The following is a 15,856-nucleotide window of genomic DNA, read 5'->3' as shown; positions in this document are numbered from 1 at the left end:
TTTCTGGAATATTGATGATAAGTTTTCTAGGGACAGCTCTGTTAAACTACACCCATCCACAGAATGATGAGTGACCATGAGTTTAGCCGCCCTAATTGATGAACTAAATCCCCAACAGAAGCAAGCTGCGACGACTGATGCCAAGCATAGTTTAGTCCTGGCTGGGGCGGGCTGTGGTAAGACCAAAACCATTGTGGCACGTGCGGCGTATTTGATTGATCAGGGCGTACCAGCCAATCAGATCCAGATTCTAACCTTTACCCGTCGTGCAGCCAGTGAAATTGTGGCGCGTGTGGAGCTGGCATTGGGTGAACAGGCTAAAGGCTTGCGAGCATCAACCTTCCACACCTTCTGTATGTATTTATTGCGCCGAATTCCCAAAGCATTTGGTCTGGAACAATTTTCAATTATCGACCGTGATGATCAGTTGATGATGTTTCGCCTGATCCGCGGTCGTGATGACAAGAACAATCCAAATCATTTGCCGAAACCACAAGAACTCTGTGATCTCTATTCCTTTGCTCGTAATACCCGTCAGAAACTGAGCCTGGCTTTGGAAAAACAGATGCCGGAATACCTAGCACTCAAAGACCAGATTGCCGACATTATGAAGGAATACGAAACACGTAAAAAAGCACGTAGTTTCCTCGATTATGACGATATCCTGGCAGTCGTTGCTACCGCCTTGGCGCAGTCAGAAGGGCTGGTTGAATATGTCTCTTCGATCTGTCGCCATATGCTGGTTGATGAAATGCAGGATACCAACCCATTGCAATGGGCCTTGCTGGAACCGCTAAAAGATCAGATCAGTCTGTTTTGTGTTGGCGATGATGCGCAGTCGATTTATGGTTTCCGTGGCGCAGACTTTGAAAATATTCATCATTTCAAGGAACGTGTGCCAGACGCTCAGATTTTCAAATTAGAAAAGAATTACCGTTCGACTCAAGAGATTTTAGACCTGTCCAACTGGTTGTTGGACCAGTCCGAAATTAAATATGACAAGCGTCTGGATGCATATCGTGGCGAAGGCATCAAGCCGAAAATGCATATCTTCCCGAACGAATTTGATGAAGCCAAATGGATCGCGATCGATATTAAAGAGCGCCATTATCTACAAGGCAGTAAATGGTCAGATCATATGGTGCTGGTACGTTCCAGTTATGCAGCGCGACATATTGAAGCAGCCTGTATCGCGGCCAATGTACCGTATCGCTTTATCGGTGGGATGAAGCTATTAGAGACCGCACACGTTAAAGACTTGTTGAGTTTATTACGTGTGGTTGCCAATCCGCTGGATGATATTGCCTGGATGCGTTTCCTGACCCTGTGGAATGGCGTTGGTGATGTGGGTGCCAGCAAACTGTCACAGCAACTGTTGGCAGAACCTGAGATGGATATCCTTGCATACAAGCTAGAAAAGTTTGGCAAGATTCCGTTGGAATCCATTCTAATCATGAAGCAGATGGCTGTCCTAAAAACTGAAGTTGAAGCCTGTGTCAGTCTGGGTATTCAAGCCATCGAAAATCAGCTTGCTGAAAACTATAAAAAAGACTGGAATCGCCGTCAGGGTGATTTTGAACTGGTCAAACAGTTGGCTTCCAAACATGCCCAGCTGAGCGAGTTCCTTGAAGAATATGTACTCGATCCGGTCTCTATTTCCGAAATTGAACGCCAGTCGGATACGGATGTGGTGACCCTCATTACCATTCACTCGGCCAAGGGTACGGAACAGAAAGTCTGTTATGTGGCTAATGTTACGCCGGGACAATATCCGCATGCACGGGCGCAAGGGGATTTTGATGATGTCGAGGAAGAGCGGCGTGTATTGTATGTGGCGCTGACTCGTGCACAGAATGAACTGATTCTGACCAAGCAAAACCTGAATCACTGGGCGCGTGAAACGGTAGATGAGCAGGGGCGTAAAATTGAAAGCTATTTTCTCAATGATTTGACCCGCAATTTATGTGTCACAGAAACTCATTACAAAACCCGTCAACAGACTGTGAAAAGTGCTTTAATTGAGCGCCAGTCGATTAATTTAGATTTTGGGATTGATCTCGATTAAACTATCCCTTCTGGGTTTGACGCAAAAAGTAGAGTAGGCACGTGCTTTTTGATTATTTTTGCCTATCTTCTTAAGGTTATCCGATGAAAATTTTAGTTCGTAACTTGGCACGTACAGTAACAGAAGCTGAATTACTGACCCTGTTTCAGCAATACGGTACTGTTGAATCTTGTACGCTGGTCATGGATGCAGAAACAGGTAAGTCTAAAGGTTTTGCTTTCGTAGAAATGCCACATGGCCGTGAAGCTGTCAAATCAATTAAAGGTTTAAATACACTGCGCCTGCATGGTCAGGGGATTCGTGTGAAGCAAGCTGAAGAAAAGCCACAGGCTTAATAACAGCTGATAAAAAAGAGCATGTGTGATGCTCTTTTTTTTTGCCTTTAAAAAGGCTTGGATTTTTTACTGAAGGGTTAATATCAGCAGTCTGAAGTATCAAGATTATGCAGAATAGATCGACAGCGTAGATAATCTTGCATTGCGTAATGCGGGCGTACGTTTTACTTTATAAGAGCCAAAATTTGTTTTAATGCTTAGGAAATTTCGATGACACGAGTTGCTCGCTATCATGCGGACCGTACCAATCAAAAACTTTATTTCGCCCGTCTGGCCTGTCAGCAGGCTGAACAGACTGATCATGTGCAGCAGGCACAAGCTTATCGTGAAGCTGCTGTATTCCATCTGCATGGGGCACTGTTGGCCTTTTTACAGGAACTGGTACGCTATTACCGTCTGAATGACCTGAGCCCGACGCTGAAATCGATTGAAGAACTTATGGCGGCTAAGGGTCAGGTGTCACCTGAAGTGACCGTATTACAGCATTTATCCAAAGATGGTTTTCTTGCTGAACTGAAACGTGCTTACCGTCTCTGCCAATATGCGCCAGAGCCAAGTTCGCCACAACCCGAAGACGAAACTTCTTCAAATCTCATCATTAAAGTCACACAGACACCACAAGCCTGGTTACCTGATACTGCTATATTACGAGAATGGCATCGTGACCTGACGCAGCTTATTGATGGTTTTCGTAATGAGATGGTTGAATTTTAATCTGATCAGCTGTACTTGAAATTGCGATTATTAACCCTATATCAATTACTCTAATGATGCAAAGTGCAATTGCTCTTTGCCACCATGTTGAACATGGAGGATATATGTCTATAGAACAGTTGAAAGATTTATTTGGTAATCAAGACGCGATTTTGGAACTCGTTCAACTTGAAGGTGGCGCGTTGGCATTACGAAATGCGGGCTCAAAAAAACAGCCATTAGTCATGATTCAGTTTAATGACGAGGTGAAAGCCCTGTTGGGTGATCAAACGCCTGTGATTGCACAACACATGATTCAGGCCGCTTTATATGGTTTGCTGGAACAGCAGGTCAATGAATGGCAAGCTGAAGTTGTGGATGAAGAGCCCAAATATATGAGTTAAATTGCCTACCTTGGCGAGCAGGAAAGCACACTTGAAGTGTGCTTTTTTTGTGTTTATAAAATGAGAAAAATAGAGAATAAGAGAAAAATTAAGTCGGTTATATTAAAGAAGCAATTTTAAATTTTATTAACTTAAGATCCGATAAATTTCAGCTAAATCAATAAAAAAAAAGAAGTTGCCAATTTTGACAACTTCTTTAAGAAATCAGCCTGAATAATGCGTAGGTGGATGGTTATGCGCAATCTCGATCTGGTTCAAAATATGATTGCTCATATTTCTCGCCATTTCCTCTTTGGCATAGTACACCTCGCCAATATTGTCACGGCGAATCACTTCGGCTTCTTCCTTGCTTTCCGCACATAGCAGGATCTGAATAGCAGGGTTTAGGGTCTTGGCAATATCCACGATTTTATGAATGTCGATAATGTCCATCGGGGAGATCACGAGCAAACGTGCATGCTGAATATGTGCTTGAATTAAAACGCTAGGTTCAGTGGCTGCACCTGAAACGGCAGCAATGCCCTTAGCACGTAAATTTTCTACAATCTCACGATTTTCTTCTGCGATCACGACTTTAATGTTTTGATCCATTAAAGAGCGAGTGACACGACGACCGACCTCACCATGACCAATCATCACCACCTGATCGCGCAGGTAGTCCTGTGAGACCTCATCTGGAAGCATCGCTAATGGGTCACCACTACGTTCAAGTAAACGTGCCAATGACGAGCGCTCACGAATCCATGTTTGAACAGGTTCAATTGCAGAAAAAATAAATGAGTTCAAAGTAATTGAAATGAGTGCACCTGCCAAAATTAGGTTTTGACCTTCAAGCGACAGTAAGTTTAGTGACACGCCAAGCGCTGCCAAAATAAATGAGAACTCACCAATTTGTGCAAGCGATGCCCCAACTGTAAGAGCAGTATTGATTGGATAACGGAAGAATAAAACCAATGCCATGGCCGCAATGGTCTTACCAATCATAATAATGCCAACAACAGCGAGTACATGCAGGGGTTGTTCAATCAAAATTCTTGGGTCGAATAACATCCCGACCGAAACGAAGAACAAAATTGAAAAAATTTCACGCAAAGGCAATGTTTCTTCTTCTGCGCGATGGCTAAAGTCAGACTCTTTAACCACCATCCCCGCGAAGAATGCACCGAGTGCCATCGAAACACCAAAAACTTTATACGCACCGAACGCAATCGAAATTGCTGCTGCAACCACTGTTAAGGTAAACAATTCACGAGAACCTAGGCGAGCAACAAACTGCATGATCATTGGAACAAGACGTTTGCCCACAATCAGCATAAAGGCAATAAAGCCAACAACTTTGACTAAGGTAATGCCTAAAGTGAGCCAAATATTATCATCAGTGGCAGTACCTTCAAGTGCTTGACCACCGAGTAAAACGGCAGTTGCAGGTAAAAGGACTAAGGCCAAGACCATGACGAGGTCTTCAACCAAAAGCCAGCCGACCGCAATTTTCCCGTTAACGGAGTCGAGTAAACCTCGGTCACCGAGTGCTTTGAGTAAAACGACAGTACTCGCACATGACAGGCTAAGACCAAAAATTAGTGCAGAGCCAAATTCCCAGCCCCACATCATCGAAACGCCAACACCGAGTAGGGTTGCAACGGCAATTTGTAATACAGCACCTGGTAAAGCAATGCGTCGTACTTGCATTAAATCATTCAGCGAGAAATGCATCCCGACACCAAACATCAGGAACATGACGCCAAGTTCGGCCAGCTGGTTCGCCAGATGCACATCTCCAACCACGCCTGGGGTGTTCGGGCTAATCAGAATCCCGGCAACCAGATAACCAATCAGTGGGGGAAGGCGTAGACGTGCAGCGATATAGCCAAAAACCAAGGCCAAGCCAAAACCGACAGCTAACAGGATAATGAGCTCTACGTCATGTGGCACTAAACACTCCTTTAAAATGAATTTTATGAAATTTCAGTTTTTTATGGGAAATAAGCACAGAAAATGCCAGAAGAAACAGAAAGTTTATCAAGCCGCATAAAAAAAATGCAAAAAAAAACGACCGGGAAGGTCGCTTTTTTCAAAAAACTAAAATTATTTGATTTTAGCTTCTTTGAAGATTACGTGTTGACGGATTTTTGGATCAAATTTTTTGATTTCCATTTTTTCCGGCATAGTACGTTTGTTCTTAGTAGTGGTATAGAAATAACCTGTACCAGCTGAAGAAACTAAGCGAATCTTATCACGCATTGTCCTGACTCCTTACTTAGATCTTTTGACCTTGAGCACGAAGGTCAGCAACAACCTTTTCAATGCCCAATTTGTCGATAATACGCATACCTTTAGTGGTTAAACGAAGACGTACAAAACGTTTTTCGCTTTCTAACCAGAAACGGTGGTGGTGCAGGTTCGGCTCGAACCGGCGCTTAGTTTTGTTGTTGGCGTGTGAGACGTTGTTACCAACGACTGGACGCTTGCCGGTAACTTGGCAAACCTTAGACATGGTGTAACTCCATTGATTTAGCCAACAGCAAATCTGTATGGCCAGTCAAAAATAAACGGATTGAATTCATTCAAGGGGCGTTTTATATCAAAAATGCGCTTAAAAGACAAGCGATTTTGTCTAAAACGAAGCATGAGCCCGTGTGATAGCTCATGCCTTGATCATTTATCGAAGAAGTGTCTTCGAAATCAGCTTATGGATCGGCTTATTAAACGGAGGCAGAATGTATTTCAAGCTATACAGCTTAGGATTGGACATTACAGACCGTTCATGCGACAAACTGAAGAAGCCTTCTGGCCCATGATATTTACCCATACCGGAAGCACCGACACCACCAAATGGCAGGTCATCCTGTGCGACATGGGTTAATACAGTGTTTTGCCCGAAATGCCCTGAATGGGTACGCTGTGCGACATAATCAGCACGCGCCTGATCAAAGTCGAAATAGTATAATGCAAGTGGACGCGGACGGCTATTAATAAAGTCGATAACGTCGTCAATTTGATCATATTCCATGATCGGCAGCAGTGGACCAAAGATTTCATGCTGCATGATCTGCATGCTTGGCATAACATTGGTCACGATGGTCGGTGCAATTTTACGCAGGTCTGCTGGCGATTCATTACGTGGATTGATTTCAATAATCTGCGCGCCTTGCTCACGGGCATCATCCAGATAACCTTGCAAACGATTGTACTGCTTGTCATTGATAATCGAGGTGTAATCCTGATTATGGCTGATGTCCGGATACATGCTTTCGACACAGGCTTTAAAATGATCGATAAACTCGGCAGTTTTGCCACGCGGCAGGAACATATAATCCGGTGCCACGCAGGTTTGACCCGCATTCCAGAGCTTGCCCACGGCAATACGCTGAGCCACATCACGCAGGTCAATGGATGGATGCACTAGTACAGGGGATTTGCCACCCAGTTCCAGAATCACAGGTACCAGATTTTCCGCAGCTGCTGCCATCACGGTTTTACCCACAGCCGTTGAGCCGGTAAAAATCATCTTGTCAAAAGCCAGTCGGCAGAAGGCATCAGACACCGTACCGCCACCATTCACCACGGCAACCAGTTCTTTAGGAAAGGCTTCAGCTAAGGCTTTTTCCAATACCTTGCCAAAAGCAGCCGATGAACTGGAAATCTTGATCATGGCATGGTTACCCGCAGCCAACGCACAGATCAGAGGGCCGATGGATAATAATAAAGGGTAGTTCCACGGTGCGATGATGCCGATCACGCCCAGAGGTTGATACTGTACCCAGGCTTTTGCCGGCTGGTGAATAATACCGACATGACGCTTGGATGGTTTCATCCAGCTGGTCAGGTTTTTGCTGTAATATTTAATATGTTCAAGACAAGTCAGTAACTCGCCAATTTTGGTTTCCCCGATAGAGCGGTTACCATAGTCTTGATTAATTGCATCGGCAAATTGATCTTGATACTTAACTAAGATACGCTTAAGCCGAGCTAAACGATCGATACGTTCCTTTGCAGTCGGCAGTGGGTAGCGTAAGTAGGCGTGTTTTTGTTGAGCCAGAATTTCATTGAGGTGCTGGCTATCAAGAAAATGTGGTGTCATTGAAGTTGTTTTTGTGTGACTGTTCATGCCGCACTACCATTATTCAAAATCGATTAATTAATTTTTAGAGCAAATACTCTAATTAGTCAAGTTACTTTGTGTGTTAGTCTACTAATGCATGAACTGAATGGTTATTTTAGGATGTCCCAAACCAAAACGTTAAAAACCAAAGAGCGTATCTTACAGCTCAGCTTGCAGTTGTTTAATGAACGTGGCGAACGATCTGTAACCACCAACCATATTGCTGCTGAACTCGGCATGAGTCCGGGTAATCTGTATTATCACTTCCGTAATAAAAATGAAATTATCAAGGAACTGATGGAGCAGTATCAGCATCAGACGCTGGAAATGCTGGCACTTCCGGAAGACCGTGCTCTGGATGCCAATGACAAGATTCATTATTTTCAGGTACTGAGCAGTCAGCTTTGGGCTTATCGTTTTCTGCACCGTGACGTATACCATCTGGTCGAAAATAACGAAGATTTCCGCAAGCTTTATCCGCGTTTTGCCGGACAGGTTATGCAGCAGGGACAAAAAATTTATAAAGCCTTCGTAAATGCCGGCCTGATGGAAATGACCGATTCAGAAATTGAAGCGCTGATCATTAACCTCTGGATCGTACTGACCAACTGGACCAACTTCCTGTATATGTCGGGACATATTACCGATTCCAACACTCTGGAAGAAAAATGGGTCTGGCAAGCACTGCGTCAGATGGTGTTCCTGGAAGGTGCTTATCTGCGTGGTGAAAGCCGTCAGACGTATGAAAGCTTACTTAACTCGTTCGGTTCCTCAGAGCTGTTTGCCAGTCTGTCGTCGCCTAAACCGCCTGAATCTGAACAAACTATTCAGAATATCTAAGAAACGCGTTAGAATACTCGGCTTATTTTTTTAATTTAACTAATTAGTGACCTTAACCAACATGAATATGACGACTGCTAATACCGCACGTTTATTGATTACTTGTGAAGACAAGCCAGGCATCGTGCAGGCTGTTTCAAGCTTCTTGTATCATCAGGGTGCCAACATTACGGCGCTTGATCAATACGCGACAGCAGCGCAGGGCGGACGTTACTTCATGCGTGTTGAGTTTGAACTGGACAATCTGCAAAGCCGTAAAGAAAGCCTGTTGCAGACTTTTGCTGGCAATGTTGCAGAGCGCTATGGCATGCACTGGCGTCTGGCACTGGTCAGTGATGTGAAAAAGGTCGGTATTCTGGTTTCTAAAGTCGACCATGCGTTGCTAGAGCTGTTATGGCGTCATGCACGCGGCGGTCTGCCATGTGAAATCACTAAAGTGGTATCTAACCACGAAACTCTACGTGAATCAGTAGAAAACTTTGGTATTCCGTTTGAAGTGGTTCCTGTGACCAAAGAGAACAAACGTGAAGCCTATGCACAGATTGATGAACTGATGCAGGGCAACGATCTGCTGGTATTAGCCCGTTATATGCAGATTCTGGATGAAGAATTCGTAAGTAAATGGGAAATGAAAGTGATCAATATTCATCATTCATTCCTGCCAGCATTCGTGGGCGCCAATCCATACAAACAAGCTTATGACAAAGGTGTAAAATTGATCGGTGCAACTGCACACTATGTGACAGCCGATCTGGATCAGGGTCCAATCATTGAGCAAGATGTGGAGCGTGTGAACCATGACTTTACTGTGGAACAGCTGCGTGAACTGGGTCAGGACGTTGAACGTAATGTGCTGGCACGTGCAGTGAGATGGCATCTGGAAGACCGTGTGATTGTCGACGGCAATAAAACTGTCGTGTTCCAATAAGCGCTTGCATCTCTGTTTAAAAAAGGCATACTTTAAGTATGCCTTTTTTGTTTGAAACAAAAATAATGGAGAAAAGTGGGATTAGTAGTTGCAAATGAAAACACTTCTCATTTATTATTGGCGTACTTTAATTGTGCTAACCGATGAGCTTGATAGTTTGTTTCACATCATCTCCTCGAGGTAAATAGATTTAATGAGTCAAGTTGCTGCTCCCATGACACCACCACCGTCAAATCAGATGAAAAAGAAAGTCGTTTCTATTCTGGCGGCGGTTCTGGTTGGACACGTGGGTCTTTTATGGGCAGTCAGCCAGATGGAAGCACCTGAACTGAAACAAGTCGATAAAGAGCCTTTAAAAGTCCGCTTCGTCAAACTTCAGGAAGCCCCGAAACCTTTACCACCGAAGCCAAAGCCGCCAGAGCCTAAACAAGAGCCACCAAAGCCGAAAGAAGTTAAAATTGTAGAAAAACCGCTGCCACCGCCACCCAAAAAAGTAGAAAAAATTGAGCAGGTGAAAAAAGCAGAAACGCCTAAACCTGTTACTGCACCGCCAGTTGAAGCCAAACCGGCACCAAGTCCAGTGGTTCCTGCGGTCGTGACTGAAACTAAAAAAGTGGCACCTGCGCCTGCACCGGTCGCGCCACCAGCACCTGTCGCACCGCCGACTCCACCTGCACCGAAAAGTGTTGCAATTGGCGGCGGCGTATCTTGGCAGCGTGCACCAAAAGTGTCGCTCTCGGCAGGAGAGTTAAAATCAGCCTGTTCATTAGTGGTGGATGTATCTGCAAATGAGCAGGGGAAAGTGGTCTCTGCGACCGCACGAAATTCGAGTTGTAGTCCGGCCGTTACGCGCAAAGTTGAATCAGCGGTACGTCGTGCACAACTGACCAAATATGTTGAAAATGGTGTGGCTTATCCAACCCGTGTGGAACAGCCTTTCGATTTTCAGATTACCAAATAACGGCTAACCCATTAGGAGTTCGAATATGAACTTTTCAGTTTATTGGCAACACGCTGATGCAGTCAGTAAAACACTGTATTTCGTGTTATTGGCAATGTCGATTGCGACATGGACCATTTTTGTGCTGCGTTTAATGGGCACTCGCCAACTTAAACAGATTGCCTATGCTCAATTATCTAAAGCATTAGGACAATTGAAAAATAAAATGACTCCTTTGGCATTTGAACAACGTAAAGCTGTAGCTGAGCAGGCTTTATTGCGTCAGATCGCATTAGAAAAAGGTAATGCGGAAAAAGGTGTATCTGTCTTGGGTACCATCGCTTCAATTTCACCCTTTGTCGGTCTGTTCGGTACAGTATGGGGGATCTTCCACGCACTGGTTGCCGTGGGTAAGAGCGGTCAGGCAGGTCTGGCACAAGTAGCCACTCCCGTGGGTGAAGCGCTGATCATGACCGGTCTGGGTCTGGCTGTGGCGATTCCTGCAGTACTTGCATATAACATCTGTGTACGTGTCAACCGTACTTTAAGCAATGAACTGCAAGACCATGCGCATAGCTTATTGATTGATACCATGTTGCAGCAGGACTCTTCTGCAAAGAAGGCTGATGCGAAAGTAACACAAGACAGTTTAGTTGGAGGTCAAGCTTAATGGCTTTTCAATTGGGTGAAGACAACGATACAGGCATGAATGAGATGAATCTCATTCCCCTGATCGACATCATGTTGGTATTGATGATCATCTTTCTGGTGACAGCGACCGTTGCGAACCCATCAATTCCATTAACTTTGCCGCAAACCACTGCAGAAATTATTGACCTGCCACCTGAAAATGTCACCATCAGCATCAATGCCAAAGGTGATGTAGCGTGGAATGGTGATGTACTGACCCTGGATCAACTTGAAACCCGTTTCAATGAGGCGAGCCAGGCACAGCGTCAACCGACCATCGTATTGAAAGCAGATAAAGAATCACGTTATGACACCGTTGCTCAAGTGATGTCACGCGCGAGTGGAGCCGGACTCAGCGATATTGCCTTTGCAACTGATAACTAATTTTTTACTCTCAATGAAAAAAGCGACTGATCTCAGTCGCTTTTTTATTACCTTAATTTAAGAGGGCATTTGATCAAGCCGCATCCAGATTAATGAGTTTTGAGCAGCGTCATAAACTTATGTTGTAATTTGTTCAGCTTGGGCGGAATCGCGAAATTACAGTAGCCCTGATTCGGATTCTTGGCAAAGAAATTCTGGTGATATTCTTCAGCAGGGTAGAAAGTCGGTGCAGGGCTAAGTTCAGTCACAATATTCAATCCTTCAGCTTTCAATGAGTCTATTGTGAGCTGTGCAGTTTCTTTCTGCTCATCATTAAAATAATAAATCACAGAACGATACTGCGTGCCGACATCATTGCCCTGACGGTTTAATGTCGTTGGATCATGGGTTGCGAAAAAGACTTCGAGCAACTGACTATACGTAATCTGATTTTCATCGAAATCGATCAGGATCACTTCGGCATGATTGGTATCACCGCCGCAGACTTGCTCATAGGTCGGATTAGGATTTTGTCCACCCGCATAGCCGCTGACGACCTTCTGTACGCCCTGAAGCTGTAAAAATACTGCTTCGGTACACCAAAAGCACCCACCACCAAATAGTGCTTGTTGCATGGTTAAGTCCTCATCATTGTAGAGTGCTGATTATTGAATGTTCATATGAGTATGAAAGATATAAAGCCTGCACGACACAGGTTTTTTGTAGTCAAAACTTAGCGAGGCTGTACTGCACTTTCTAACTGAATGAGTAAATTGCCATGACGGTCCATTAATTTCAGGGTTTTACCATAGACCTGATAATGAGTCACTTTGCTCAGTGCCTCCTTAAATTTCTGATCCAGACCTGCATTATCCAGACAAGCCATTTCGGTACTCGCCATCTGGCTTAAGTTAAGGGTGTCTTTGCCGGCAGTGTAGCTGCCCATTATACGGTTACAGCCATCTGCGCCAGACACGCGTTGAGTCGCTGCATCGAATTGCAGACTTGGAATATTGCGTGTTGTCGGTGTTGTAGTAATTTCGGTATTACCAATCTGGTTCACAATCCAGGTGCGATTTTGCAGGAGCTGTAAATTATTTTCAGTTTTGACTGATGAAGTACTCGGTACGGTTTCACAACCTGATATAGCAAAGACTGAACCTAAAATCATGATTGCTGTTAATTTTTTTAGCATGAGAGAGACTCTAATTCTGAGTTAGCTATTTGTATATAAACAAAAAAATGCAATATATGCCAGTTGATTTTGTATCTTTCTTTAAGTTGGATAACTTAGAAAATTATCTGGAACTCGGCTCAGGTAAGCCTTGACGCAGGCGTTGTGAATACTCCTGACTGGAGATCTGACCGGTATCTCTAACTCGTGGATTAACGTGTGCACGCTGATACCAGGTTTGTATATCCCAGCGTTGATCTAGCGCTTTTAAATCATATAAATAATCAGGTAAATACCCAGAAGCCAGCAAGCGGTAATCTGAAGGAAGCTGTTGTTGAGATACTGCCTGAGCCATATCAAAGACCAGCGTCGTGCAGTTACTGCTCAAGGTGTTATACCATTTAGGTTCTTTGGCCAGTTCATCAGCCTTACGCAGATATTCTTTAAATAGGGCCTGAGCTTCTGCTTGCGGCATTTTGACCGGAAAAAAGTAAACCTGCTCACCACGAATATTGCTACGCGTATATACAATATCTTTCTCATCTGAGGCGACCAAACTCAGTTCATATTTTCGGAAGAAGCCACCAATAGCAGAAAATTTCTCATCCTTTTCTTTGCGAATTTCGATCGAGAAGGCGAGCGGTTTCTGATTGGCAAAATCAAAACTGACCAGCGTATGGGCAATTTTAGGCCCCATCCAATAAGAGGTAATGATATTTACCCCGGTAATGTCGTTCAGGTCAAAACTGCGGCTTTCCCAGCGTTCGGTATACTGCCCCTCTGCTTGCCAGTCAAAATTACGGATATTGTGCAAGGTGACTTGATTGCCTTGCTGCTCATAGGAGAGCAGTCGGGAAACTTCAGGATTCCAGTCACGATCCTGACGAGGCTCCATGCTTAAATAAGCCAGTAAGCTGACCAGAAAGGCCAGCAGATAAAGCACTGTATCCACCTGGCGGGAAATCAGATGCTTGGTGAAATAAATGCCCAAGACCACACAGGCAAATAGAAGCCAGAGACAGATCAGAATGATGCTGCCAATTTTACCCAAGGGTTGTTGCACCCAGAGCATCAGGCTCAGCCAAAGACTTGAACACAGGACAAATACACTAAACAGACTCCCTAATAACCACAGGCTCCAATGCTTTTCTGAATGATCTTGTCCTTGCATGTTCAATCTTTTATAGAAAATAGGCTTTATTTTCTGTATGTTGCGAACTCAAATGCAATACCGGTTTTGTCATCGATATGTTGTTCTGATGCAACTTTTTTGAACTCGACTGGAATTTCCGGATAGTAGGCGTGACCCTGTACATCCAGTTCAACATGGGTCAGTTCCAGACGATCAGCGATCTCCAGAGTCTGTTTAAAGATTTCACCACCGCCAATAATAAAAATAGCATTCGGTTTTTCTGAAGCCTGCACATCGGCTACGGCTTGAGTCAAGGCATCTTCAATCGTATGCGCGACTTTGACGCCTTCAAAAGACCAGTCAGGATCGCGGGTAATCACCCAGTTCACACGTTTAGGCAGCGCACGGCCCATCGACTCAAGCGTTTTACGGCCCATGACAATCACGCCACCCTGGGTAATTTCCTTAAAGTGCTTGAGATCTGCTGAGATATGCCAAGGCAGATCATTGTCTTTACCAATACAGCGCTGCTGATCCATTGCCACGACATGAACGACTTCTAAATCCTGAAATGCCATACCCATACTCAAAAACAGATAAAAATTATTGCTATTAAAATGCAAAATCCCACTTTAAGCAAAGTGGGATTTGAATATTTTCCGGGGCTTAACCAGAATTAAACTGCAACTGGTGCTTTAATTCCTGGATGTGATTCATAACCGACAATTTCAATATCTTCGAATTTGAAATCAAACAGGTCTTTAACTTCAGGATTCAGTTTCAACTGGCACAGGCCTAAAGGCTCACGACTGAGTTGAAGTTTGGCCTGTTCAAAATGATTGGCATATAAATGCGTATCACCGCCCGTCCAGACAAAATCGCCTACATCCAGATCACACACCTGTGCAATCATATGAGTCAATAGGGCATAGCTGGCTATATTAAATGGAACGCCAAGAAATACGTCAGCACTGCGTTGATAAAGCTGGCAAGACAATTTGCCATTATGTACAAAGAACTGGAACAGGGTATGGCAAGGCGGTAAAGCCACCTGACTCGCTTCATTTGGATTCCAGCCAGACACAATCAGACGGCGTGAATTAGGATTAGTCTTGATTTCATTGATCAGCCATTTGATCTGGTCAAAACCATCCTGATTGTAGCTGCCATCCGTATTTTGAGTAGCACCAAAATTACGCCACTGATGGCCGTAGACTGGACCGAGTTCACCTTCTGGACGACCAAAACGCGCGGTCTGTTCCGCAGTTGCCCATTCATCCCAGATGGTCACTTTATTATCCTGAAGATACTTTACATGGGTATCGCCTTTCAGGAACCACAGCAGTTCAATCACGATCGAACGGAAATGAACTTTTTTAGTGGTGAGTAAAGGGAAGCCCTTGGAAAGATCAAAGCGCATCTGATGACCAAATACCGAGCGTGTACCTGTGCCGGTACGGTCGCCTTTATCGCCGCCGTTGTCGAGGATATGTTGTAAAAGGTCAAGATATTGGCGCATAGGTCTCTCTTAAAATCTGTTGCAAATTGCTTTTCTTTGAATTGGGCAATTTAAAATTGCGCTCATCATAACATTTTTTTGAGCACTTCCGCATAGCAGTGAAAAGGATTAAACATGAGAGAAAAGGGCATAAAAAAGCACCCATGATGGATGCTTTTTTTATCATCTTTTTTAAGCTGTTGGCTTACCGGTATGTACCGTATGGATCAGATCAGACAGGTCATAACCCAGAGATTTAGCATAGGCCAGATATTCCTGTTTGGTTGCTTCATCCAGTGTCGGCTTACGATGCAGGAGCCATAGATATTTCATGTTTGGCTCACCAACCAATGCAGTTTCATAATTGTCATCCAGTTTGAGAATCCAGTAATCCCCTTTGGTAAAAGGTACCCAGCGCAAACCTTCAGGCAAGAAACTGACTTCCAGTTTCCCATGCTCAGCATCCACAATGGTGGCTTCCCCAATAGATTCATCCAGTTTGCCTGCGCCATCCAAGCAACGGTTCTGAACGCGGACTGTGCCATTTTCATTCAGGCTGTAGGCTGCGGAAATATCAGTACTGTCTTCAGGTTGGTGTTTCATAGGCAGACGGGCAATTTCGTACCAGATCCCTAAATATTGTTCTAAATTGAAATTTGAAATAGTCTTTACATCATGACTCATATTTTTCT

At 44.2% G+C, this 15,856-nt stretch carries 19 protein-coding genes; 9 read left to right on the top strand and 10 right to left on the bottom strand.

Going from position 1 to position 15,856, the window contains the following annotated elements:
- Positions 1–76 precede the first annotated feature (76 nt).
- The 4 genes from FTV12_RS04165 to FTV12_RS04150 all read left to right on the top strand — a co-directional run bounded on the left by FTV12_RS04165 (position 77) and on the right by FTV12_RS04150 (position 3,497).
- The gene (locus tag FTV12_RS04165; protein WP_180033543.1) at positions 77–2,065 is read left to right on the top strand and encodes an ATP-dependent helicase; all 1,989 of its coding nucleotides are present in this window, start codon (positions 77–79) and stop codon (positions 2,063–2,065) included.
- An 83-nt stretch (positions 2,066–2,148) separates the two neighbouring features.
- Positions 2,149–2,400, top strand: coding sequence for an RNA-binding protein (locus FTV12_RS04160; protein ID WP_180033542.1), 252 nt, complete (start codon positions 2,149–2,151; stop codon positions 2,398–2,400).
- Positions 2,401–2,610: 210 nt separating this feature from the next.
- The gene (locus tag FTV12_RS04155) at positions 2,611–3,114 is read left to right on the top strand and encodes a DUF6586 family protein (protein WP_034702359.1); all 504 of its coding nucleotides are present in this window, start codon (positions 2,611–2,613) and stop codon (positions 3,112–3,114) included.
- Between the two features lie 104 nt (positions 3,115–3,218).
- Positions 3,219–3,497: a hypothetical protein gene (locus FTV12_RS04150; RefSeq protein ID WP_004781893.1), complete on the top strand. Its 279-nt coding sequence runs from the start codon at positions 3,219–3,221 to the stop codon at positions 3,495–3,497.
- A gap of 204 nt (positions 3,498–3,701) precedes the next feature.
- On the opposite strand, the gene FTV12_RS04145 is transcribed toward FTV12_RS04150, so the two are convergent.
- The 4 genes from FTV12_RS04145 to FTV12_RS04130 form a co-directional block, all read right to left on the bottom strand.
- On the bottom strand, positions 3,702–5,429 hold the full coding sequence (locus FTV12_RS04145) for a cation:proton antiporter (RefSeq protein ID WP_180033541.1): 1,728 nt from the start codon (positions 5,427–5,429) through the stop codon (positions 3,702–3,704).
- Positions 5,430–5,582: 153 nt separating this feature from the next.
- Positions 5,583–5,738 carry a 50S ribosomal protein L33 gene (gene rpmG, locus FTV12_RS04140; RefSeq protein WP_001205031.1) on the bottom strand — a complete coding sequence of 52 codons (156 nt, stop codon included), beginning with the start codon at positions 5,736–5,738 and terminating at the stop codon, positions 5,583–5,585.
- Positions 5,739–5,754: 16 nt separating this feature from the next.
- Positions 5,755–5,991 (bottom strand): 50S ribosomal protein L28, encoded by a 237-nt coding sequence (rpmB, locus tag FTV12_RS04135; protein ID WP_000048256.1) that lies wholly within the window; start codon positions 5,989–5,991, stop codon positions 5,755–5,757.
- Between the two features lie 165 nt (positions 5,992–6,156).
- Positions 6,157–7,605: a coniferyl aldehyde dehydrogenase gene (locus FTV12_RS04130; protein ID WP_180033540.1), complete on the bottom strand. Its 1,449-nt coding sequence runs from the start codon at positions 7,603–7,605 to the stop codon at positions 6,157–6,159.
- A 114-nt stretch (positions 7,606–7,719) separates the two neighbouring features.
- Between FTV12_RS04130 and FTV12_RS04125 the strand changes: the two genes are divergently transcribed.
- The 5 genes from FTV12_RS04125 to FTV12_RS04105 all read left to right on the top strand — a co-directional run bounded on the left by FTV12_RS04125 (position 7,720) and on the right by FTV12_RS04105 (position 11,381).
- Complete coding sequence (locus FTV12_RS04125) at positions 7,720–8,439, top strand: TetR/AcrR family transcriptional regulator (protein WP_034580311.1); 720 nt, start codon at positions 7,720–7,722, stop codon at positions 8,437–8,439.
- Positions 8,440–8,500: 61 nt separating this feature from the next.
- Complete coding sequence (purU, locus tag FTV12_RS04120) at positions 8,501–9,367, top strand: formyltetrahydrofolate deformylase (protein ID WP_004781900.1); 867 nt, start codon at positions 8,501–8,503, stop codon at positions 9,365–9,367.
- 193 nt (positions 9,368–9,560) lie between these two features.
- A complete protein-coding gene (locus FTV12_RS04115; protein ID WP_180033539.1) occupies positions 9,561–10,328 on the top strand; it encodes a TonB-dependent receptor in 768 nt (255 codons plus the stop codon).
- 25 nt (positions 10,329–10,353) lie between these two features.
- Positions 10,354–10,977 carry a MotA/TolQ/ExbB proton channel family protein gene (locus FTV12_RS04110; protein ID WP_034702346.1) on the top strand — a complete coding sequence of 208 codons (624 nt, stop codon included), beginning with the start codon at positions 10,354–10,356 and terminating at the stop codon, positions 10,975–10,977.
- Positions 10,977–11,381, top strand: coding sequence for a biopolymer transporter ExbD (locus FTV12_RS04105; protein WP_004781905.1), 405 nt, complete (start codon positions 10,977–10,979; stop codon positions 11,379–11,381). Before FTV12_RS04110 ends, FTV12_RS04105 begins: the two co-directional genes overlap by 1 nt.
- An 89-nt stretch (positions 11,382–11,470) precedes the next feature.
- On the opposite strand, the gene msrA is transcribed toward FTV12_RS04105, so the two are convergent.
- From msrA to FTV12_RS04075, 6 genes are all read right to left on the bottom strand, one after another.
- Entirely contained in the window at positions 11,471–11,995 is a 525-nt protein-coding gene (gene msrA, locus FTV12_RS04100; RefSeq protein WP_004781907.1) for a peptide-methionine (S)-S-oxide reductase MsrA, read from the bottom strand.
- A gap of 98 nt (positions 11,996–12,093) precedes the next feature.
- Complete coding sequence (locus FTV12_RS04095) at positions 12,094–12,555, bottom strand: META domain-containing protein (protein WP_004781908.1); 462 nt, start codon at positions 12,553–12,555, stop codon at positions 12,094–12,096.
- 103 nt (positions 12,556–12,658) lie between these two features.
- Positions 12,659–13,705: a DUF4105 domain-containing protein gene (locus FTV12_RS04090; protein WP_180033538.1), complete on the bottom strand. Its 1,047-nt coding sequence runs from the start codon at positions 13,703–13,705 to the stop codon at positions 12,659–12,661.
- A gap of 26 nt (positions 13,706–13,731) precedes the next feature.
- Entirely contained in the window at positions 13,732–14,244 is a 513-nt protein-coding gene (dfrA40, locus tag FTV12_RS04085) for a trimethoprim-resistant dihydrofolate reductase DfrA40 (protein ID WP_180033537.1), read from the bottom strand.
- A gap of 98 nt (positions 14,245–14,342) precedes the next feature.
- The gene (gene thyA, locus FTV12_RS04080; protein WP_180010908.1) at positions 14,343–15,185 is read right to left on the bottom strand and encodes a thymidylate synthase; all 843 of its coding nucleotides are present in this window, start codon (positions 15,183–15,185) and stop codon (positions 14,343–14,345) included.
- A gap of 171 nt (positions 15,186–15,356) precedes the next feature.
- Positions 15,357–15,848, bottom strand: a complete 492-nt coding sequence (locus FTV12_RS04075; protein WP_179992413.1) for a lipocalin family protein — start codon at positions 15,846–15,848, stop codon at positions 15,357–15,359.
- Positions 15,849–15,856 lie beyond the last annotated feature (8 nt).

Origin of the sequence: Acinetobacter sp. YH12233, from assembly GCF_013417725.1 — a bacterium.
GTDB lineage: Bacteria > Pseudomonadota > Gammaproteobacteria > Pseudomonadales > Moraxellaceae > Acinetobacter.
This window is presented reverse-complemented; position numbering and strand designations above follow the sequence as displayed.